Raw genomic sequence first — 23433 nt, forward strand, 5'->3', positions numbered from 1 at the left:
ACCCATCGTTCCTGATTTACTGTGTCGCTCCTCTTCCCTTGACATTGGCTTTCTTATGCCGTCGCTCGACCAAGCCAGGTTTTAGCATGGTGCCTATGGATGGTGCCAAGCGGATCAGAAAAGCATACCTTCGCCCTTCCTCACGTAACCTGTCGCATTTAGCCACCTTTCTTCATCACATACCCTGGCAAAACGCCACGAGTCTTACTGCCGACGGCCTCCTCGTTGAGGGTTGGCGAGGCATGTACCCTGCTATGAACAGTCGGTAAAAGAGCTGGTCTTTTCATGGAGAGCGGAACCCACACGGTAAAGGAAGCGGTGTCTAAGACGCCATGGCACCAGTTGGAAGTGATGGCTGTGTCCACAGCTCTCCGCACGGATTGCAAGGTCGGCCTCAGCGTGGAAGAGGCCCACCGACGAACGCAAGAAGGACCCAACGAACTACCTGAAACGCCTCCTCCCTCCTTGCTGAAGCTCTTTGTCTCGCAATTCACCAGTCTTATCGTCTGGGTGCTGATAGGGGCCGCGGTCGTGTCCGGTTTGCTGGAAGACTGGATCGATGCGGCGGCAATTCTGGCCATCGTATTTCTCAATGGTTTGCTCGGATTCGTGCAGGAGTTCCGAGCCGAACGATCGTTGGCGGCACTGCGCAAGATGTCTATCGCAATGGCCCGCGTCATCCGCGACGGCGCGCTCCAATCCATCCCGGCACGAGATCTGGTGAAAGGAGATCTCATCACCCTCGAGGCGGGTGACCGCATTCCGGCGGACGCGCGTCTGTTCCAGACGGCGAGTTTTCAAGCTCAAGAAGCCTCACTCACCGGTGAATCAACGCCCGTGCAAAAACAAGCGGATCGGCTCGATGCCATCGCGGTGCCACTGGCCGATCAAAGCAACATGGTGTTTATGGGAACCGTGGCCATATCCGGTAAGGCCCATGGGTTGGTGGTGGCGACAGGTCTTGGCACGGAACTGGGTCGGATTGCCGCTATGATTCAGAAGGCGGCTGAAGCGGAACGTGCTGAAACTCCGCTGCAGCGCCGGTTGGAGCAATTTGGCCATACACTTTTGTGGCTCGCGATCAGCGTGATTACAGTGGTATTTGCTCTGGGGTTTCTCCGGGGTGAGCCGCTGGTAGAGATGTTTCTCATATCGGTGAGCCTCGCTGTGGCGGCCGTACCAGAAGGCCTGCCCGCCGTGGTCACCATTACATTGGCTTTGGGTGTGACCCGGATGGCCAGGCGACATGCCCTGATTCGGAAACTCCCCGCCGTCGAAACGCTGGGTTCCGCAACGGTTATCTGCACCGACAAGACCGGCACCTTGACGAAGAACGAGATGACGGTCACATGCCTGATCATGGACAACACCCGCTTCGATGTAACCGGCGAGGGGTATGAGCCATCCGGGGAGATCCATCCCTTACACCGCAGCCATCCACCATCATCCCTTCCAGGAGGCCTGAGACAGTTGCTCACTGCGGCAGTTCTCTGCAACGGCGCGGCATTGCGACAGGAGAACGGAATCTGGAAGATCGTCGGCGATCCGACAGAAGGGGCGCTGCTCGTGGCAGCGGCGAAGGCCGGTCTCACGAAAGATGACCTGGAACGCCGGGCGCCGCTGGAACGAGAAATTCCGTTCGATGCCGAGCGGAAGATGATGACGATGATCCGCCGGATGGAGCAGGGCAGCATGGCCTACAGCAAAGGAGCGCCGGATGTCTTGCTGAAGCGTTGTTCCGGTCGCTTGACCCTGGACGGCCGCACCGAACAATTGGATGAAGAGCAACGCCGGCTGATCGCCGATACCAACGCGTCGCTGGCACGGCAAGCCCTCCGCGTATTGGGTGTCGCCCATCGTCCTCTTGACCGAACGGCGGGGGCGGAGGAGGAGGTCGAGCGCGATCTGATCTTTCTCGGTCTCTTCGCGATGAAGGATCCCTTGCGGCCCGAAGCGACGGAGGCGGTGCGCCTTTGCCGGGAAGCCGGTATCCGAACTGCCATGATCACGGGAGATCACAAGGACACCGCCATCGCGATCGCTCGCGAGTTGGGCCTGTATCGCGATGAGGCGGTGGGATTGTCCGGGATCGAGCTCGATGGCTTGACCGATGAACAATTGACGCAACGTGTCGAGCGCGTGAGCGTGTATGCCCGTGTCTCGGCCGAGCACAAGCTGCGCATCGTCGAAGCCTGGAAACGTCGCGGGGCAATCGTTGCGATGACGGGAGACGGCGTGAACGACGCGCCGGCGGTTAAAGCCGCGGATATCGGCGTGGCCATGGGTCTAGCTGGGACGGATGTGACGAAAGAAGCGGCCGATATGGTCATCACGGATGACAATTTCGCGTCGATTGCGGCCGCGGTGGAAGAAGGCCGCGGTGTCTTCGACAACATCAGAAAAACGGTCCACTTCCTCTTGTCGTGCAACGTCAGCGAAGTGCTCGTGATGTTGTTCGCCGCACTCGTCGGCTTACCGCTTCCGCTTCTGCCGATTCAGATCCTCTGGATGAATCTTGTGACCGACGGGTTCCCGGCCTTGGCGCTTGCAGCTGATCCGAAAGCTCCGGATCTCATGAGTCAGCCACCCCGAAGGCCGGAGACGAAGCTGCTTGATAGAGGACGACTGTTGGCAATTGGTGCAGAAGGGGTGATGCTGGCGGTCATCGCCGTGAGCGTATTTGCCTACAGTTTATTTGTCTGGGAACAGCCGATTGATCAGGCTCGCACCGTGACGTTCACCGTGATGGTCATCACGCAACTGGTGCATGCCTTCAATTGCCGGAGTGATCGCTGGTCGCTTTTTCGGCTTGGGCTCGCCACCAATCATTCCCTCGTGCTCGCGTTCCTCGTATCGCTAGGCGCTCAACTGGCCATCCTCACCATCCCGGCTGCCACGCCGATTTTCAAAATCGCTCCTGTACCCCTCGAAGCCTGGGAACTGATGGTCTCCATGGGGCTGCTCACCGTGGTCGTGATTGAAGCAGTTAAGTGGTGGAAACGGCGTGTGAAATAGCCCCTCCATCAACTGGTTGATGACGATGAGCAGGTGCTTCTGCCGAGTTCAACCCTTCCGATCTACCTAGTCTCTTCCAAACAGACTGTAGGGAAGTGAAAACGGTTCTTCGGCGGCCACTCGGTCAGGCTGCCGCGGATTCACTAACAAACATTGGGTTTATGAATCTCCACGGCGGGTGGCCTGGATGGTGCAGGAATTTACGACGTCGGATGAGGGGGGGTGAGTGGTGCCGGTTCTAAGCCAGACACCAGCCATCCATCGGCAAACGAAGGGGATTGAATAAACCTGAAATAATGGATTACTGTTAAGGCGAGATGTTTATCTGAAAGTCGGCAAACAATGATTACTTACCAAGACTTCGGCGTTCAGAACAACGGACAAAACTAGCGAGCGAGAGAGAACATTTGTCCAGTGTCCTCCCGATGTCGGTCGAGGCACAATACGCGAGACGAGAATGCATAATACGCTCAGTAAGGGCCAAGCGATGGCTGATCGTACGGCAACGGTGAGCCGCCTAGAAGAGGTGGTATCGACGTCGGATGAGTTCGATCAGGTCGTTTCACAAGCGTTACCGAGTTTGTTAGATCGAGCGACGAGTTATACGAAGCGGTTCTTGCGGGAAACCGGCCAGTGGAATGACGACATCGAGCATGAAAAATTCGCGTTGCGTTGGGGTTCGGAATACCTTGAACGCTTTCTCGTCTGTGGACGCAGCGAAGTTCCATGCCGGCCGTTGTTTCTGTTCGACTCGTTAGTGGCCAAGCAGCACAGCAAACCGGAACCGTTTTGTTATCACCCGGACCTACTGAGGCCGCTCGGCCGGTTTCTCGACGGGCTGGTCGCGCGGGCAGTTATCAGCCGTGACGCCCTCATCGCATTGTATCGCCACTGTTACGGATGGGGTGCGGGAGAAGTGATCTCGGTCACCGGACTTAATGGGTTGGAAAGCCAACGTATCTATAAGAACTTCCGGCGCTGGCGTGAGAGCGGCTGGCAGCGCACGATGAACGAGGTAGGCCTGACCAAGGCAGAGTTATCGGAGTTGAGTAACCAGCAGCAGCGCCATCGTCAACGATTCAACAGTGAGGCTGAACGGCTCATCCGGGTTGCGCAGGCACATTACCGAAAAAGTGAGCCGGATCATTATCCCTGCCTCTCGCGGTCTCAATGGGGAGAGATGTTCAGTCAAGGGTATGGGTGTGATTACCGGATTTGGCATCTCGCGCTTTGTCTGGATTGTATGCAAACGGCCTGGGGGCTTGGGGTCAACGGATCGTTGAGCGGAGAAAAGCCGCGCCTGGAATTGCAAGTTCGGCCGTAAGGAGGTTCTATGGGTCACGAAGAGGAATTAGAAGGCTATCGATCACAACTCCTTGAGTCGCTGAGCAGCCGACCCAGCCTCTCTAGCCGGGACATATCGGATCCAATCCAAGTGTATGTCAACGAACGGCGCGTCGGGGTACTTGAAGGAGCGACAATCAGCGCGACGCTGCACGTGCAGAGTCTTGATCGTATCGATACGGTGCAGCTTCGCACCGAAGAAGGATGTCTGTTAGGCGGACTTGCCGCACCTGAATATGGGTTCAGAACGAATCGTATTCGGCTTTCTTCCGATATCGTCGAACTGTGTGTGCACAATACGGCCCAAGGGGGATCCCTCAGCGCGGTGTTCGTTCCCGCGCCAAGTTTCTGGAGTCAAGCTTGGAAGGGCTTCGCTGCTGTTGTCGATACGTTGGCGGTCCGCCGTTCGAATACGGCAGTCGCGCCGGGTATGCGAAATCTTGCCTTCGCACAAGTGGTCCTCGTGATCCTCATCGGCGGGTTAGTCACAGACCGAATGACAGGGTGGATGACTCCGGAGCAAGTCTCAACGCCGGTTGCCCAAGAGGAGGTCTCACCACCTGCTTCACTCGCTCAAGTGGCAAAACTCGAACAGCAATTGGATGAGCTTGCGCGAATGCAAGCAAAAGTCGGAGAAGCCCTTGGCTCCCACCAGAAGGGCATGGCGCAACTGCAGCAAGCCATGGTCAAACTATCGTCGACGCAGGAATCCGTCGAGTCCAGCGTGCTGACCGTTAGGCAGGAGTTGGAAAAGCAGCAGGCAACAAGCCGGGAAATCGAGCGCGTGGTGCACCAGCCCTCGAACAAGGCACAAATGCGGCACGGACAGATCGAAGCAGCCATCCGTAGCCTCACCGTCGACAACGACCGGCTATCCAAGGAAGTCGCCGGGCTGGAACAGTACAATCAAGACCTGAAAAATAAGTTGCTTGCAGCTGGCCTAGGTGCTTCGAAAGGCTCCGATGTGAATCCGGACAAGCTATTGGCTCGGCAAGCTGAGGTGATGCAACCGGCCCAACAGGCGATACAGAATGGTCAACCGCAACCGTTTCTCTTCTGGGTCACCTTCAGCGAGGGAACCAGTCAGGAAAGCATCGACCAATGGTTGAATGAAATGAAGGGCCATAAGGGAGCAGTGAACGAAGGTTGGCAGGAAGTACGGATCGTTCCACCGGCAGTCCCACCCGATCGGTTCTTGGAGCAGATCAGAGGGGAAAAAATCGTAAAGGCCGCGCGGATCACCCAGTAGTTGTATGCTCCGCGAGGGGAAGTGCACCCGTATCAGCGCATCGAACTTGATGCGCTGCGAAAGACGTGGAGTGGTCGTGTATCGTATGTCCTGTCGGCAAGTCAAGCGTGCTTGAACGGACATATTCCGGTTTGCTGGTGGAGATTTTGTCCGTTGAGTCGGAGTCAGGCGGTCGGTAGCATAAACCATAACGGTCATGAACCGAGGAGTAGGAAGTATCACGAACAGTCATGGACAGTTGGACGGTAAGACCGCAATGTTCGACTTCCAGCCGATCTAGAGTGGGCACGATCCAAAAATAGCCCGTATAACGGACCAAGCAAGCTGACGACTCACGGAAGCAGTCGATCACGAGGAGAAAGGAATATCATGAGAATCGCACAAGTCGCCCCGCTATGGGAGAGTGTTCCGCCCAAGCTCTATGGGGGCACCGAACGTATCGTTTCGTACATCACGGAAGAGTTGGTTGCCATGGGGCATGACGTCACATTGTTTGCCAGCGGTGACTCAGAAACAGCCGCACGCCTCGAAGCGATTTGCCCGCAAGCGCTCCGCTTGAATACCGGAATCTTCAACCGAGACGCTCCGTTGATGATGCTGCAGGAACGGGCCCTTGGAGCGACCGTCGACTTCGACATTATCCATTCACATCTTGATTTCATCGGATTTCCGTTAGCCCGGAGAAATACCGTTCCGGTCGTGACGACGTTGCATGGTCGCCTGGACCTTCCCGAGTTGGTCCCGGTTTTCCGTGAGTTTTCAGAAATGCCGTTGGTGTCCATATCCGATGCTCAGCGCCGTCCGCTTCCCTGGGCAAACTGGGCTGGAACCGTTCATCATGGCCTCCCACGAAACCTGTACACGTTTCATCCACAAGCCCAAGGGTATTTAGCGTTTCTGGGGCGGATCTCTCCTGAGAAACGTCCGGACCAGGCGATCGAAATCGCCAAACGCGCGGGCCTTCCATTGCGCATCGCGGCAAAAGTAGATCCCGCCGACCAGAACTACTTCGAAGCTGAAATTGAACCGTTGCTCAATCATCCCTTGATCGAGTTTATCGGGGAGATTTCCGATGCGGAGAAGGATGAGTTCATCGGCAATGCCATGGCGCTGGTGTGTCCCTACGATTGGCCGGAACCCTTTGGGTTGGTATTGATCGAAGCCCTCGCCTGCGGAACCCCGGTGCTAGCTTATCGGCGTGGGTCGATCCCGGAAATCATCAATCATGGGGTCACCGGCTTTATTTGTGAGACCGTGTCGGAGATGGTGGATGCGGTCGGTCAGATTGCCCTCATTGACCGGGGGCAGTGCCGGGCGGCATTTGACGAACGGTTTGCGGCGGATCGGATGGCGCGTGACTATGTGGCCCTGTATGAGCGCCTTCTCGAAGACGGAAATGTTCAAACTGCGCACGTCTTCGCGTCCGGGCAGCTGAATAATGGAAGTTTCAAGACAGAACAGCATCAAATTCTTGGGCGAGGGTGACATGTCTGACGTAGCAGTTGCAGCGCCGGCGACTTCCTCCACTCCGAGCCGAGCTCGAGGCTGGGAGTTAGTCAAAACCAGAGATTTCGGCTTTTTGTTCGCGGGCCAGACGATCTCGCAGATCGGCGACAGTCTCAACAAGGTAGCGCTGCTGTGGTTTGTGTACGAGATGACCGGATCGGCCCTCAAGATGGTGGTGGTGGGACTCCTTCAAACCCTGCCCCCGTTGCTGTTTGGGCCTTTGATCGGTGTCTATCTGGATCGCGTCCGAAAGAAGCCGGTTATGATCTGGGTAGATCTTCTTCGAACCCTGATGGTGCTCCTGATCCCTGTGCTCTATGCAATGGACGCCTTAACTCTCGATCGGCTCTACGTCCTTGTGTTTGCAACGGCAATTTTTTCCACCGTCTTTGGGCCGGCCTTAACCTCTGCAGTACCCCTCATTGTACCCAAGGATCGACTTATCGCCGCCAACGCGCTCATGCAAACGACGACCAACGTAGGGCTTCTTGTAGGTCCTGCCGTCAGCGGTCTCGGGATTGCGCTCATAGGAGCGCAAAATGTGCTCTATGCCGACGCAGCAACGTTTTTCATCTCTGCGCTGTGCTTGTTCCCTGTCCGCATGCATGAAACGCTCGACCACCTGCGTGTGGCAAGCAAAGGATTGACCGAAGGCATCACGAGCGATCTGCTGGCGGGTTTCCGCTTCGTGTTCGTCGAACAGAAGACCGTCACGCTCCTCATGTTGACGGCGACCCTCTATAGCGTCGGCATCAGTGCGTTCATTTTCCTACTGCCGGTCTTTGCGAAGGATGTGCTTGGAGTGGGTCCGATCCAACTTGGATGGCTGTGGTCGGCGCTCGGCGTCGGAATGTTGCTCGCTTCCCTCGGTCTCACATCGATCACGCAGGGTGACGTACCATGGCGTCTGCGATTCATGTCCGGCGCGTTGGCGGTCGGTGGCCTTGCCGTGGCTGCGCTTGGTTTTCTTGAAGCCCCTGTCGTTGCCGGAGCCCTGATCGCGGTGATAGGTGGCAGTACCGCCATGTTTACACCGTTGGTTTGGACGATGCTTCAAGAATTGACACCCTCACATCTCCTCGGTCGAGTCTTCACAAGCTTCGCAACGGGAGGAATGGCGTCATCAATGGCCGGAATGGCTGGATTTGGATGGGCTGCCGATACGATCGGTCCTGCCGCCAGCTTAGGAGGAATCAGCCTCATTCTGCTCATGACGGCTGCCACCGCATGGTTGTTCAGCTTCTACAAGTCGCATGCACGAGTTTTGGCAGCTTCCCCGTCCGGCACCTTTGCCTCCTAACCAAACGCCGCGCAATCGCAAACACCTGCTTAACGGCCTGTTCGAAAAACACTTCTGAACCTCCAGTAACATCGGAGGCAAGGAATTTCGAGCAGGCCTCTGATCCCTGGGACACTCTCGTGCCGTGCGAGGATGACAGAAGATGGATGGCGAGTTACAATGCCTGAGTGAACTCTGAGGAACGAGGTTCGTAAGGAGGATCCGTGCGATGATCAAGTCGTCACGAGCGGTGATTATTCTGAGCCTGTTCTTGATTGGACCGATGGGTGCGTGCCCCGCGTTCTCTGAATCTCAGGAAAAGGAGGGTGCGCCGGATAAACCCGCTTCGCGTCCGCCACAGGCTCCGGCGGCTTCCGACAATCAACCTGTTCCTCCCAAACCATCCACGGAACCCAAAGCGCAATCTCAGCCTGCCCTTCCGAAAGGTGATTCGTCGGCGGATCACAAAGAGGCGACGCCGGACAAACCTGCCTCGCGTCCGTCACAGGCTCCGGCGGCTTCCGACAATCAGCCCGTTCCTCCTAAACTATCCACGGAACCCAAGGCGCAATCTCAACCTAGTTCTCCGAAAGGTGATTCGTCGACGGATCACAAAGAAGTCACACCGGAAAAACCCGCTTCACGTTCGGCACATCCCCCCGCCGCTGCCGACGGGCAAGCCGCTCCGCACAAACCTACTGAAGCGAAGCCACAGACCCAACCTGCTCCTGCCGTAAAGGCCGATCCACTCCCTGACAAGGAAAAAGATCTCACTGAGACGAAGGAAAAAGAACCCGTCGTCAAGAAGCCGCTGGGGTCACTGATCCTGTCCGTCAAGCTGGCTCTGATGGGCGATTCACGGCTGTTCCGTTATGAGATCGAAGTGGAAGACGATCAGCAAACGATTACCCTGACAGGACGTATCTGTAGCGAAGAGGAGAAAGCCGTTGCGACGGAGGTTGCACAGACGGTTCACGGCGTCAAGGCTGTCGTCAACAAGCTTTCTTTGGAGAAGGACCTGGCGAAAACGTTGGTGAAGAAGCAGGATGAAATCCTCACCTCCATGGTCAAAGAACGCTTCGCCAAAAGCGCCACGTTGAAAGCCGCAAACTTCGAGGTGAAGACGGAGGAGGGCGTCGTTCAGCTCAATGGGACGGTGCGCTTCCAAGTTATTGCGCTTGAGGCGGCGGAGGCTGCTCGACAGGTTCCGGGAGTTCGAGCGGTCAACACCGACAAGATTCGGCTGGAGGGTGAGAGCTGATGCAGGGCCGCTCCGGCCCCTTGTCCTGCTCTCCCACGACAGCGGAGAAATCAGAGCACACCTCGGTCGAATATCGTCCGTTGCTTCTGACTCGTGATTTCGGACTTGTCTGGTCCGGACAACTCATCTCTCAAGTCGGCGACGGCATCTCCAAACTGGCCCTTTTGTGGTTCGTCTACGCAGTTACCGGGTCACCGCTCAAGACTTCAATCATCGGTCTTTTGCAGACGATTCCTCCGATCGTTCTGGGCCCGATTATCGGGGTGTACGTCGATCGACTTCCGAAAAAGCTCCTGCTGATCAGCAGCGACTTGCTGCGCGCATTGCTGATCGGGTTGATTCCTTGCCTCATTCCTGTTGAATCCTTTACGGTCTCGGTACTCTATGTGCTGGTTCTGCTGCATGCGATTGCGACGGCGGTGTTCGGTCCGGCCCTCACCGCGGCGGTGCCGGCGTTCGTCCCAAAGAGGCAATTCACGGCAGCCAATGCCCTGCTCCAGGGCACCACGAGTCTCGGCATTGTGTTTGGTCCTGCGTTGAGCGGGCTGGGTATTGCCGCGTATGGGTCCCAAGAGGTCTTATGCATCAACGCCGCGACCTACATCATTTCGGCGGCGTGCCTTGCGCTGGTTCGTTTCGGCACCCCTGTCACAAGTACGCCTTCTCTTGCGTCGAAGCCGACAATGCTGCAGGATCTGGTCGAGGGGTTTCGCTACAGTGTGGTCACCCAGCCAAAGCTGTTGCTATTAACCGGCACCGCAGCTCTCTACACGTTTGGCACCAGTGCGCTGACCGCGCTGTTCCCTGTATTTGCGCGAAAAATGCTCGGGCTGGGTCCGATCGAGGTCGGATATCTCTGGTCGGCGCTCGGTGTCGGATTGTTGCTCACGTCGATCGGACTGCTCTGGGTGACCGACTGGAGAGTCAAGGATCGCATGCGGCTGATTATGGGCACGAGTGTCTTGAGCGGCGCCGCCCTCTGCGCCTTGACCTTGACGCTCGATCCCTATGTCGCCGGCTTTCTCATGGGACTGATCGGCTGTGGAATGGGCGCCTTTACCCCGATTGCTTGGGGCATCATCCAGGAGCTGACGCCGGGTCAGATGGTCGGGCGAGTCTTGGGACTTTATGGAACCGGCGCCATGACCGCCGCTATCGGCGGGATCTCCGCGTTCGGATGGATCATGGAACAACAAGGCCCTGAAACCGGTGTGCTTGGGATCGGCCTTGTTCTGATGGTGACGGCGCTGGTTGCCACGCGAATGAGTCGAGCGAGCGCCGGATAGTAAAGGGAACCATTCATGAACGATGTTATTCGATGGAACGATCAATATTACATCCTCGCTTCATCCTCGTTTGCGGAGGGCCGCACGGAAGTCTTGAAACAGGGCGAGACCTTCGCGGTGTTTGATCGCTACGGCGATATTCACCAAGTGCTCCCCGGTCCGCAGGGACTCTATCATGAAGGGACACGCTTCCTATCCCGATTTGAGCTCTCGATGGGGACGCAGCGCCCGATGCTGCTCAGCGCGACCGTGAAGGAGGACAATGCACTCTTTCGGGTCGATCTCACCAATCCGGATCTCATGATAGAGGGGCAGAAGCCTCTGCCGCGCGGCACGCTCCATCTGTGCCGCACCCGGTTTCTCTGGCAAGGGACCTGTCATGAGCGCATCCATGTTCATAACTACGGGGTCACAAGAATTCCCCTTTTACTCACGATCACCATGGATGCGGATTTCGCCGATCTCTTCGAGGCGAGAGGCCGGCAGCGGCTCCGTCGCGGAGAGAAGCTCAACACCGTTCGATCGAAGACCGGACTGGTATTTGGGTACAAAGGACTCGATGCGGTCATCCGTCGAACCCATGTCCGGTGTTCTCCCGCGCCGAAACGGGTGACATCCGATGGATTCAGTATTGAGTCGCGCGTTCCTCCGCACGCCGGCATGACATGGGACATCGCCATTTCCTGCGAAATCAAGCAACGCCGGAGCCGGGTTTCTCTTTCCTACAACAGAGCATGCAATGACACAGAGCATGCTCTGCAGGATGCGAAGGCCTGCGATGCTCATGTTTATACGGCGAACGAGCAATTCAATCACTGGTTGAACCGGTCGCTTGCCGATCTTCATATGTTGATCTCGAAGACGCCACAGGGGCTCTATCCCTATGCCGGAGTGCCTTGGTTCAGCGTCCCGTTCGGCCGGGACGGTATTATCACGGCGTTGCAGATGCTCTGGGTGAATCCGGCCGTCGCGCGAGGGGTGCTGGGGTTTCTGGCGGAGACACAGGCCACGGAGGTTCGGCCGGAACAGGATGCCGAGGTCGGGAAAATATTGCATGAGACGCGTCGAGGAGAGATGGCGGCGCTGGGAGAAATTCCCTTCGGCCGATACTACGGCAGCGTCGATGCCACGCCGTTGTTCATTGTCCTGGCGGGCGCGTACTACGAGCGAAGCGGCGATCGCGGGTTCCTCACGAAGCTCTGGCCGCATATTCAGCGGGCGCTCCAGTGGATCGATCGCCACGGCGACTCGACCGGTATGGGCTTTACCACCTATGCGCGGCGGTCCGCCGATGGACTGGTGCACCAAGGATGGAAAGACTCCCATGACGCCATCTTTCACGCGGACGGAACGCCTGCGGACGGGCCGATCGCGTTGTGCGAAGTCCAGGCCTATGTGTATCAAGCGAAGCGAACGGCGGCGGACTTGGCCTGGCTTCTGGGCGATATCGATCAAGCCGATCGTCTGCTGAAGGAAGCCGAATCACTTCGAGAACGGTTCGAGCGAGCGTTCTGGTGTGAGGAGATCAATTCCTACGCGCTTGCCTTGGACGGAAAAGGACGTCCCTGTCGTGTGCGCTCCTCGAACGCGGGGCATTGTCTGTATGGCGGCATAGCCGGGCAGGAACGAGGGCTGCGGACCGCGCGCACGCTATTGAGCGAGGACTTTTTCAGTGGATGGGGCATCCGGACGATTGCGACTTCGGAGGCTCGGTATAACCCCATGTCCTACCATAACGGATCGGTATGGCCTCACGACAACGCCATCGTTGCAGCCGGTATGGCGAACTACGGCTATAAGCAAGGGGCCATGCAAGTCTTGGCAGGGCTCTTCGACAGCAGTCTGTTTCTTGAGCTCTATCGGCTGCCTGAATTGTTTTGCGGATTCTCCCGGCGCCCCGGAGAAAGTCCGACACTCTATCCGACGGCCTGCGCCCCACAGGCCTGGGCGGCTGGTTCCGGCTTCCTGTTGCTTCAAGCATGTCTGGGTTTACGGATCGATGCGCCTCGCCGCCTCGTGAGTTTCGTCCGTCCCGCGCTTCCGCCGTTCCTTGAGCGAGTCGAGATTCGGAACCTCTCGGTCGGAGCCGCGCGTCTCGACCTCGTGCTCGATCGTCATGAAAACGAAGTGGCATTGAGGGTCGCCCGCCGAGTCGGCGAGGTAGAGGTCGTCCTCACCATGTAGACGAGACGTTGTCCTGTACGTGACTTGCCTCAGAACGAATCTCAGACCCCGAATAAAAGCGCCGCTTCACCAACTCAGCGGTCAGGATATAGCTGACGAGGATCGCTGCCAAGAGTAGAAGAAAGGACAGCGGCATCGGCGTCAGTCCGAGTGGTGCGGCGATCGGCGCATAGGGAAGGAGCAGCGTTGTGCCGACGACCGCGAGAGTGGCCAGCACGAGATACTTCCCCGGCCTGCTGGTGAGAAAGGGTCGTCTCGTACGAATCACCAGCACGATGGCCGATGCCGAGATGACCGACTCCACGAACCATCCGGTCCTGAATTGCTCCTGGGACGCGTGCAGAACGAACAGCAGCGCTCCAAATGTCAGATAGTCGAAAATTGAGCTGACGAACCCGAACGTCAGCATGAATTTTCGAATGAAGCCGATGTCCCAGCGTTTCGGCTGATCGATCAGTTCATGGTCGACGCTATCGGTGGCGATAGTCATCTCAGGAATGTCAGTCAGCAAATTGGTCAAGAGAATCTGTTTCGGCAGCAGGGGGAGAAACGGCAGGAACAGTGAGGCGCCGGCCATACTGAACATATTGCCGAAGTTGGCGCTTGTCGCCATGAAGACATACTTGAGCGTGTTCGCGAAGGTCGTCCGTCCTTCACGGACTCCTTGTACCAACACGGCCAGGTTTTTTTCCAACAAGACAATGTCCGCGGCCTCCTTCGCCACATCGACGGCGCTCTCGACGGAGATGCCGACATCCGCCGCATGCAAAGCCGGCGCGTCGTTGATGCCGTCGCCGATATAGCCCACCACGTTGCCCGCCCGTTTCAGTGCGAGAATGATGCGATCTTTCTGATTCGGTTCCACTTCTGCAAATACATCGATCTCGTTGACCCGCTGGAGCAGTGCTTGGTCCGTCATCAGGCGAAGATCCGGTCCGGTCAAGAGCCGCTGATGGTCCATCCCAACCTGTTGGCTGACATGAGACGCGATAAGTCGGTGATCACCCGTGATGACTTTCAGTGCGACGCCCAGCTGTCGTAAGGCTGTGATCGTTTCCGCCATGTCCGCCCTGACCGGATCAGCGAAGACCAAGAGCCCAAGGAACCTCATGTCCGCTTCATGCGTCTTGTCGATACGAGACGTCTCGCCCATGTCTCGATACGCCAGGCCCAATGTTCGAAGACCTTGTCGGTTCAGGTCCTGAAACTGCTGTCGGATCCTCTCGCTGCGTCCCTCCATGGGAACCGTCGTTCCGTCCGGTAATTCTGCCCTGGTGCAGACGGTCAGCATCGGCTCCACCGCGCCTTTGGTAATCAGGAGGTGGGTTGTGGGTGTGGCCACGAGAATGGACAGTCGTTTACGGAGAAAGTCGTACGGTACCTCGTCCAGTTTCCGGTATCCCGATAGGTCCGCAACGCACTGTGTCCGAAGTGCTTCGTCGAGCGGATTGATGAACCCGGTCTCATAGGTTGCGTTGAGAGAGGCATGGAAGAGGACGCGCTCGCTGGAGAGACCTCCCAAATCGAGCGCCGCATGTAGTCGCATCGTGCCTTCGGTGAGCGTGCCGGTCTTGTCCGAACAGAGCACGTTCATGCTCCCGAAGTTTTCGATGGACGCGAGGCGTTTGACGATCACCTTCCGCTGGGCCATGCGTTTCGCTCCATGAGAAAGATTCACGCTGATGATGGCCGGCAGGAGTTGCGGGGTGAGGCCCACCGCGAGAGCCATGGAAAACAGAAACGAGTCTAGCGTCGGCCGGTGGAGGTACACGTTGATGGCGAAGATGGCGAACACGAGGAGAAGCGTCACTTCGAGCAACAAATATCCAAAGTGTCGCACACCACGTTCGAACTCCGTCTCCGGGGGTCGAAGCATCACGTGAGCAGTAATGCGACCGAATTCCGTATCCTTGCCCGCGTGCACGACGATGGCCTTCGCATGTCCGCTGACCACGTGTGTGCCCATGAACACGCTATTTGTCCGTCGGCTGAGAGGGGCTGCGGCATCAACGACCGATACAGATTTCTCGGCCGGATACGTCTCGCCGGTCAACAGCGCTTCATCGACGAAGAGGTCCTTCGATTCAATTACCAGCCCGTCCCCGGGAATGCTGGATCCAGCTGAGAGATTGATGATATCGCCGGGGACGATCTCTTCAATCGGCACTTCGATGAGTTGCCCATCCCGGCTAACCTCGGTCTTGACCTGAACGAGCGAGAGCAATGCGGCGACTGCTTTTGCGGCGCCGTGCTCCTGCCAAAACCCGAGCAGTGCGCTGATCAGAATAATGGTCAGGATGATGAGCGCATCGGTGCGATCCGCCAACACTAGCGACACGGTGGCTGCAAATAAGAGGATCAGGATAATTGGACTGCGAAATTGTGAGAGCAGGGCAAACAAGGGGCGGATGTCTTGGTGTGGCTTGAGCCGGCCAGAGGCGTACCGTGTTTGGCGTTCTTGTGCCTCCTCTGTACGAAGGCCCTCAAGCCTCGATTGAAGTCGGGCGAGGAGTTCATCCGCAGGCATACTCCAGAAGGCCGGTTCTCGATTATTCATAGTGCAGCGCTTCGATCGGGTTCATTCTCGAGGCTTTGTTCGCTGGATAGAGGCCGAAGAACAGGCCGACAACCAGTGAGAACAGAAATGAGACTACTATCGCTTCTGTGTTGATGATGGTTGGCCAGCCGATGATGACCGTGAGCAGGCGGGCGATCCCGATTCCCATTCCTACCCCGAGCATTCCCCCGATCGCGGTCATGATGATCGCTTCAATGAGAAACTGTAATAGAATATGGGCCCGTTTTGCGCCGACAGCCATTCGCAATCCGATCTCCCTCGTCCGTTCCGTCACTGAGACGAGCAGGATATTCATGATGCCGATCCCGCCGACGATCAGCGAAATCGAGGCAATGCTCATCAACATGAGCATCATGGTCCGACTCGCGCCGGCGATGGTCTTCGCGATATCCTCCATGGTGCGAATCGTAAAGTCGTCTTCTTCTGATTGGTGCAGTCGATGCTTCACGCGCAACAAATCCTTGAGGTCATCCACAACAGCAGGGATTTCGTGTCTGGTGTGAATCGCCACGAGGATGATCCCGACGGTTCCTAGAAACTTCGTCCCCAAGACCTTGCGTTCAGCCGTAGAGAACGGGAGCACGACGAAATCATCTTGGTCCTGGCCCGTGATGGATTGGCCTTTCGGCTCCAGGACCCCGATGATTCTGAGGGGAACATTTCTGATACGAATCTCACTCCCGACGACTTCTTCTCCAGGTTCGAACAGATTCTGCACGACGGTTTTTCCCAAGACGGCAACTTTGCCGGCTGAATCGAGGTCCGACTGGGTGAAAAACTGTCCTTGGGCGATGGGCCAATTCCGAATATCGGGAAAGACCGGCGTGGTCCCGAAGACGATCGTGCTCCAGTTCTTATTCTCCCGGATGACTTGAAGAACTGATCGCGTGCCGTACATAACCGTCGTGACACCGACGACTTTTTTCTCTATGTCCTCCGCATCGTCGACCGTCAGCGTCGAAATGGAGCCGAGCCCCCCACGGACGCCGCCGACAGTGGTTGCTCCCGGGACAATAATCAGCACATTAGTGCCCAGGCTCGAGATTTCAGCCTGCACGGAGGCCGTGGCGCCCTGTCCCAGGCTGACCATGGCAACGACGGCGCCGATACCGATGATGATGCCGAGCATCGTCAGGCCTGCTCGCAAGGGATTGCGGCGGAGAATGCGAAGGGCGGAAATGAGGGTGAGCCAGAGAAAGGACATAGGGTATAGCTTTCAGCAGTCAGCCTTTAGCTCCGACCATGCATTTGATCGCAGACGGCCTCATCGGTTCGTCATCTCATCCCCCGACCCGGCTCGAAGCCCGGCGGTAATTTTCTCTGGGCCTGCTCTTCTTCTGTCTCAATGCCCACGATCACGCGGTCTCCTTGGTGCAGCACACCGTCCGTAATCTCAGTGGAGAGTGAGTCGGCAATGCCGGTTGTGACGTCCACCTGGCGAGGCTGGTTATCCCCGTCGAGCGCCCACACCCGGGTGGCCTTCTTGTCGATCGGGACGTTCGGCATCCTGAACCGTAGCGCACTTGTCGGAACACGGAGGGGGTTCTCTTTCTGGGCTGTCACGATCGTGACGTTTGCCGTCATGCCGGGCTTGAGTTTCAGCTCGGGATTGGCCACCGTGATCACGACATCGTATGTGACCACGTTTTGAACGCTGATGGGCGCATTTCTCACTTGCGTGACGATTCCATCGAAAAACCGTTTGGGATATGCGTCCACTCGGAAGTTGGCCGGCTTGCCTTCAGTCACGCCACCGATGTCCGATTCACTGACGCTCGCATTCACCTGCATCTGGGTCAGGTCTTGGGCGATCACGAAGAGGATCGGTGTCTGAAACGCGGCAGCTAAGGTTTGGCCCACGTCCACGTTGCGCGACACCACAATGCCGTTCACCGGCGAATAGATGGTGGTATAGCCGAGGTCCAGCTCCGCCGAGGCTAATGCCGCCTGAACCTGATCGAGCTGGGCCTGCAAGACGTCGACGTTGGCCGCCGCGTCCCGGTAGTTGGTTTCAGCGAGATCCACGTCCGCTTGGGAGACGAACGCCTGCGGACGCAGCGCTGCCATGCGATCGAATTCCCGCTTGCGCTGTGTCGCCGCCACGTTGGCTTTGGCGAGGTTGCCCCTAGCGCTTTTCACCGCGGCGCGCGCTTGACTCAGGCGGGCCTTGAACGGCTTCTGATCGATCTGCGCCAGGATCTGTCCTTTCGAGACCTGAGAGTTGAAATCAGCCAAAAGTTGCGACACTTTGCCGGAAACTTGACTACCGACCTGCACGGAAACGACCGGGTTGATCGTACCGGTCGCGGTCACAATCGCAGTAATCGGTCCTCGATCGACCAAGGCTGTCTTGTACTGGATCGGAGGAGTTCCCCATGTCCACCAGAACCACATTCCCCCTCCGCCAATGAGCATGATCAACATGATGCCGATCAGCCAGGGCAGACGAGATCGCTTCGACCGCGCGGAGAACGGAGTAATTGCGGCCGGTAGTCTCTGCTCAGGCAATGCCTCGGAACGCCGATGTGTTGATGGAGGAGAGGTGTGGGGAGAAACGACTTCATTGACAGGAACCTGGCGAGTGGGTTCTTGGGGATCAGCGGTCATGATGGGCTCGTGCCTGGGTCATTCCGGTTCTCATTCGCGATGGTGCCGGCTCACAATGATTTTTCGGCCCTCTTCAGCGAGCAGGAGTACGAGAGCCCCGAGTGCGAGTGGCCCGAAGATCCAGACAGGCACGGGGCTGGTTCCGAAGATCGCGTTGCCCCAGGGGCTATAGACGATGAATACCAGGACGACGAGTTCGATCGCGATTCCCCAGAGGAGCAATGGATTGGTGAACCAGCCGAGTCGAGCGAGCGACACTCGTTCTGAGCGGCAGGCGAACACGTTTGCCACCTGGGCGACGACGATGGCGGCGAAGGTGGTGGCGGTTGCCTGTTTGTAGAGCGGATCGGACCAATCGAGCGGCATGCCCCAGGTCCATCCCTGTGTCAGGAGCAATAAGAAGAATGAACCCATGGCGATCCCTGCTTCGATCAGGCCCAAAAAGACATAGGCGCGCAGGAGGAGCGGAAGATTCATCAACCGTTCCGTGCGCGGGCGCGGCGGTCTTACCATCATGTCGGCGTCGGGATGTTCGGCACCCAGGGCCAAGGCTGGAACCATGTCGGTCCCTAGATCCACTGCGAGGATTTGCGGGACCGTGAGGGCGAGTGGAATCCCGAACAAGCCGAACGCCAGATAAGGGACGACTTCAGGCACGTTGCTCGCCAGCACGTACGTGGAAAATTTGCGGATGTTGGCGTAGACGGCGCGCCCTTCTTCAATGGCGTTGACAATGGTTGCAAAGTTGTCGTCGAGTAATATCATGTCCGCCGTTTCTTTCGCCACGTCGCTTCCGGCGATGCCCATCGCAATACCGATATCGGCTTTCTTGATGGCCGGCGCGTCGTTGACACCGTCGCCGGTGACTGCGACCACTTCGCCCATCTCTTTGAGTGTGGATACGATCCGCATCTTGTGCCGGGGTGCCATGCGCGCAAAGACCGGCTCTGGCTCACCGGGATTGGTGGGTGTGAGAAGCCGACGTAGCGCTTCGTCGCTCATTGTTTCGACTTGGTGCCCTTCGATGACGGGACAGTATCCGTCCAGCTCGTTGGGGGTCTCTTTCGGCGCCAGCCCGATCTGGCGAGCGATGGCCAAGGCCGTGAGCGGATGGTCGCCGGTGATCATGATGGCGCGGACGCCGGCTTGGCGGCAGCGCGCGATGGCTCCCGCTACCTCGTGGCGCGGAGGGTCTATCATGGCTACCAGCCCGAGGAAGGTCAGGTTCTGTTCCACCTGCTCGATGTCCAGCTTCTCGATACCCTGCTCAATGTCACGCATGGCCACAGCGAGGACTCGATAGGCTTGGTGTGCAAAAGTACGGCTTTGCGCCATAATTCGCTGGCGGTCTTCTTGACTCATCGGCGAGCGAACACCCTGGTGGCGTATCTGATGGCAAAGGGGCATCAGCGATTCCGGTGCTCCCTTCACGAAAGCCACGAGTTGGCCCTCACGCCAATGGAGGGTGGTCATGCGCTTGCGGTCCGCGTCAAACGGGAGCTCGCCCATCCGGGGCAACGGGTCATGGTGGAGAAGTCCGTGACCCAGTGCAAATTCGACCAGGGCCACTTCCGTCGGATCCCCTGTAACGAGGGGACGGCCGCCGGTTATCCGCACGCGCTTGGCATTGTGGCAGTGGATGATCGCGTCGAAAAGCGGCGCATACTCCTCGGCCTCAATTGCACTGGTCACGCGTCCGGCAATCACCAAACAGCTTTCCTGCACCTCGATTTCGAGATGGTCCATATAGAAACGAGCCACGCGCATCCGGTTCTCAGTCAACGTTCCCGTCTTATCCGTACAGATAACGGTAGTGCAGCCCAAGGTTTCCACGGATGTCAGCTGCTTAACGAGGGCGTGGCGTTTGGCCATGCGTTGGCTGCCCAGGGCCAAGGCCAGCGTCACCGTGGGGAGCAGTCCTTCCGGCACGTTTGCCACAATGATGCCGATCCCAAAGATTGCGCTGATCCAGAAACCCAAGCCCATGGAGATGCCGATGGCGAAAAAGGTTCCACCCATCGCGAGCGACAGCAGCGCGACCACGTGGGTGACCTTCACGATTTCATTTTGCAGAGGGCTGAGGCCTGTCTCCACTCCCGTGGAGAGGCGGGCGATCTTGCCGAATTCCGTCTGCATGCCCGTGGCGAACACCACCGCCCGACCTCTTCCGGAGAGCACAGGAGTACCGGCGAAGACGAGATTGGGAATGTCCAGGAGATGTCCATCGGCCATCGGCTCCGCTGTTCGCCGTTTCGGTCGGGATTCACCCGTGAGAGAGGAAACGTCGACCCGCATGTCGATCGCTTCGATGAGCCGGGCGTCGGCAGGGATTTGTTCTCCCTCCTCAATCAGAAGCACGTCACCCGGTACGATCTCGCCCCGTGACACGTCATTTGGTTGGTTGCTTCGCAGCACCCACGCTCTGGCAGGGAGGAGGCGATGGAGGGCATGTACCGCACGTTCCGCTTTGTATTCCTGAAAGAAGGCAAAGATGGCGTTGATGACGATCACACCGAGGATCGCCCAGCCGAGCGTGGCCATCCCTTCGCCGGGCTTCATGAATTCTGCCGTGAACGCGAGGGCAGCGGCGATCCAGAGTAAAATGGCCAGGAAGTGGGTGAACTGGTGGAGGAATCCCCGAATCAATGAATAGTGTCCGGGCTCGACAAGAACATTCGGTCCGTAGTGAGCGAGACGCCGTTGAGCTTCAGCGGAGGATAGCCCGCCTCTGCCGACCTCCAGCCTCTTCAGCACCTCATCGATCGGAAGCCGGTGAATGTCGTGGTGGCTTACGTCAGGCACCCACACCTCGTACGATGAGGACCGAACAGGGGGCATGTCTGAGCAGGCTTTCGGACACGCTGCCGAGATGCAGCCGTTCACTCCTGGTCAAGTTGCGAGCCCCGATCACCAGTATTTCATCACGCTTGGCTTGGACGTGTGTGACGATGGTCTCGATGACGTGGTTCATCCGGACCTGCGTTTCCACCCCAAAGCCGTCTTTGATGAAGTCGTCCCGCATGCTGTTGACGAAAGCGGTTGCCCGGTCCATGACCGGTTTGGTCAACTCGGCCAATTGCGACTCGGATAAGTACTCTGCTGCGAAGTCCGTGACGGGACTTTCAACTGACGTCAGGATCGTGACGATGGCGGATTGGGGAAGAATGCGGGACCGAAGAAACTTGGCCGCTGCCCGCGAGGGTTTGGAGTCATCGACCGCGAGGGCAACACGGAGCAGTGTGGATAGAGGCTGTTTCACGACGAGAACTGAACAAGCAGCAGCCGATGCCACTTGCCGGGAGACGCTCCCCAGCAAGAATCCTTGAATGTCGCTCAGGCCGCGCGATCCCATGATGATCAGACCCACCTTCAAGCGTCGCGCTTGTCTGACGATCGTGGTTGCGAGAGGGCCATGGGCCAAGAGGGTCTGGAGTTCGGTGCGGGAGGCCGTTTTGGCCTGGCCAAGAGCCAACCGGGCTGATTGTTCTGCTTGCCGAAGAAGCATGCCACCGGCCTTTTCCATGGCGGCCAGTGCACGGCGCTCGCCGAGAGCATTCCGGCCGGTGAGCGCGTGAAGTGCGGGTTTGTCGACGACATGAAGTAACGTGACCTGTTCAGGCGCACAGCTGGCAAAGGCCTCGAGCGCTTGGATCCCCCATTGTGAGTGCTCAGACCCATCGACCGCACATAAGATCCGCATGTGGGTTCCTTTTCTCGATGATGGCCATCGTGGAGAAAAATCGTTTCGGGTATTAGACCTGCATTGGATGTGCCTGTGGAATACGGAGAGGCGGAAGAAGAGTCGTTCATCTTCCGAGGAGTTATAAATGAAATCGGTGCTGTCATGCTGCGAGAAGTTGTAGCGTTTTGCGGCAGAGTAGGTTCTGGGCTGTGGTGAATCGCGTCACTCTAAACGGATTCGGATACTAAGGTACGTTCAGAGCCTGGTGAGCTGGCGGATCGATAGGGTCATCAAGCAGGTCAGGTGCAGCAGCTCAAAGAGTCAAGGTTGAGTCCGGTAAGCAGAAAGTCGTCTATTTCCGCTGGAAAGAGGATCCGAGTTCCGTTGTTCAGTTTGTCGGCGACTAGTGCTCGTGAAACATGCCGGCGACTGCTGAGAGGAGGGGCAGATGAGAAAGAGCAAGAAGGCCGGAGTGGCCAAGGTCAAAGGCTTTGATTCCATGACCGTCAGCCAAGTGATGGAGAACGAAGTACAATGTGTTCATCCGAGGACAAAGGGCGACGTGATTGCTTCCCTTATGATCGAAGGGTTTGGGGCTGTCCCTGTCGTGGAGAATGGTCGCAAATTGGCCGGCATTGTCAGCGAACACGATTTGCTCGCAGCCGTCGACGACGGGTATCAGCTCGGTGCCGTCGCGGCAAAAGATGTCATGACGGCCAACCCTTATTCTGTCAGGCCTGAAACGACGCTTGGAACGTTGGTTCACGTGCTGCGCGCAAGCGATCTGGTCCGCGTCCCCGTGGTGGACGCCAAAGATAAATTGATCGGCATTATCGCGAGACGCGATGTCTTGCGAACCTATCTCGCAACCGGCGGCAAACGAGGTTAGTGAGGAACCTATGAGACAAACCGAATTCTTCATGAAAGGCTGTGATCCGAGGACCTTGACCGTCGAACAATTGATGCAGGATGCCGTCACCCGATGCACGACGCGCACCGATGCGTCGACCGTCGCTTACCTGATGACGCACCGAAATTTCGGAAGTCTTCCGGTCGTGGAGGAAGACGGCACGTTGGTCGGGATCGTGACTGAATACGATCTGTTGCAGACCTTGATCGACGGGCGTGATCTTCGGAAAATTCTGGTCACTGAAATCATGTCGGCTCGGCCCGTGACCGTGACCGAAGATCAAACACTCGCCCAAGTGGCTGATCTGTTCCAGGATCGTTATTTGACTCGCGTGCCGGTCGTGCGGAATAACAAGCTGGTGGGGATTCTTGCCCGACGAGATTTGTTGTTCGGCTATATGAAGGCGTCGCAATATTGGTCGTAACAGATTGTTGAAAAAGTCCGCCACCGGCGCGCTCGAGTCGTCCAGAGCCTGCATCTACCACGGGGAAGACCCTGCGGCCTTGCCGGAGGAACGTTTTGAACAGTCCGT

The 23433-nt window shown here is 57.5% G+C and carries 15 protein-coding genes; 10 read left to right on the forward strand and 5 right to left on the reverse strand.

Features of this window, described 5'->3' with window-relative positions; genetic code table 11:
• The first annotated feature begins 285 nt into the window (after positions 1-285).
• The 8 genes from H8K03_12935 (at position 286) to H8K03_12970 (ending at position 13124) form a co-directional block, all read left to right on the forward strand.
• Positions 286-3015, forward strand: a complete 2730-nt coding sequence (locus tag H8K03_12935; protein UVT18725.1) for a cation-translocating P-type ATPase — start codon at positions 286-288, stop codon at positions 3013-3015.
• A 457-nt stretch (positions 3016-3472) separates the two neighbouring features.
• A complete protein-coding gene (locus tag H8K03_12940) occupies positions 3473-4339 on the forward strand; it encodes a hypothetical protein (GenBank protein ID UVT18726.1) in 867 nt (288 codons plus the stop codon).
• A 9-nt stretch (positions 4340-4348) separates the two neighbouring features.
• Positions 4349-5608 carry a hypothetical protein gene (locus tag H8K03_12945; protein UVT18727.1) on the forward strand — a complete coding sequence of 420 codons (1260 nt, stop codon included), beginning with the start codon at positions 4349-4351 and terminating at the stop codon, positions 5606-5608.
• Positions 5609-5977: 369 nt separating this feature from the next.
• Positions 5978-7093 carry a glycosyltransferase family 4 protein gene (locus tag H8K03_12950; protein UVT18728.1) on the forward strand — a complete coding sequence of 372 codons (1116 nt, stop codon included), beginning with the start codon at positions 5978-5980 and terminating at the stop codon, positions 7091-7093.
• Position 7094: 1 nt separating this feature from the next.
• Positions 7095-8414 carry an MFS transporter gene (locus H8K03_12955; protein ID UVT18729.1) on the forward strand — a complete coding sequence of 440 codons (1320 nt, stop codon included), beginning with the start codon at positions 7095-7097 and terminating at the stop codon, positions 8412-8414.
• A gap of 208 nt (positions 8415-8622) precedes the next feature.
• On the forward strand, positions 8623-9654 hold the full coding sequence (locus H8K03_12960) for a BON domain-containing protein (GenBank protein UVT18730.1): 1032 nt from the start codon (positions 8623-8625) through the stop codon (positions 9652-9654).
• Entirely contained in the window at positions 9654-10940 is a 1287-nt protein-coding gene (locus H8K03_12965; GenBank protein UVT18731.1) for an MFS transporter, read from the forward strand. Before H8K03_12960 ends, H8K03_12965 begins: the two co-directional genes overlap by 1 nt.
• Before the next feature lie 15 nt (positions 10941-10955).
• Entirely contained in the window at positions 10956-13124 is a 2169-nt protein-coding gene (locus tag H8K03_12970; protein UVT18732.1) for an amylo-alpha-1,6-glucosidase, read from the forward strand.
• Here the strand turns inward: H8K03_12970 and mgtA are convergent.
• The 5 genes from mgtA to H8K03_12995 form a co-directional block, all read right to left on the reverse strand.
• Positions 13114-15681, reverse strand: a complete 2568-nt coding sequence (gene mgtA / locus H8K03_12975) for a magnesium-translocating P-type ATPase (protein ID UVT18733.1) — start codon at positions 15679-15681, stop codon at positions 13114-13116. The two genes, H8K03_12970 and mgtA, sit on opposite strands and share 11 nt — an antisense overlap.
• Positions 15674-16906, reverse strand: coding sequence for an ABC transporter permease (locus tag H8K03_12980; protein ID UVT18734.1), 1233 nt, complete (start codon positions 16904-16906; stop codon positions 15674-15676). The genes mgtA and H8K03_12980 overlap by 8 nt, the downstream gene beginning before the upstream one ends.
• Before the next feature lie 71 nt (positions 16907-16977).
• Positions 16978-18309 carry an efflux RND transporter periplasmic adaptor subunit gene (locus H8K03_12985; GenBank protein UVT18735.1) on the reverse strand — a complete coding sequence of 444 codons (1332 nt, stop codon included), beginning with the start codon at positions 18307-18309 and terminating at the stop codon, positions 16978-16980.
• Between the two features lie 30 nt (positions 18310-18339).
• Positions 18340-21147, reverse strand: a complete 2808-nt coding sequence (locus H8K03_12990; protein ID UVT18736.1) for a cation-transporting P-type ATPase — start codon at positions 21145-21147, stop codon at positions 18340-18342.
• Entirely contained in the window at positions 21104-22009 is a 906-nt protein-coding gene (locus tag H8K03_12995) for a universal stress protein (protein ID UVT18737.1), read from the reverse strand. The genes H8K03_12990 and H8K03_12995 overlap by 44 nt, the downstream gene beginning before the upstream one ends.
• 430 nt (positions 22010-22439) lie before the next feature.
• On the opposite strand from H8K03_12995, the gene H8K03_13000 reads away from it, so the two are divergent.
• Together H8K03_13000 and H8K03_13005 are read left to right on the forward strand one after the other, a co-directional pair.
• Positions 22440-22880: a CBS domain-containing protein gene (locus H8K03_13000; protein ID UVT18738.1), complete on the forward strand. Its 441-nt coding sequence runs from the start codon at positions 22440-22442 to the stop codon at positions 22878-22880.
• Positions 22881-22890: 10 nt separating this feature from the next.
• A complete protein-coding gene (locus H8K03_13005) occupies positions 22891-23325 on the forward strand; it encodes a CBS domain-containing protein (GenBank protein UVT18739.1) in 435 nt (144 codons plus the stop codon).
• Positions 23326-23433: the final 108 nt, after the last annotated feature.

The organism is Nitrospira sp., assembly GCA_024760545.1.
Classification (GTDB): domain Bacteria; phylum Nitrospirota; class Nitrospiria; order Nitrospirales; family Nitrospiraceae; genus Nitrospira_D.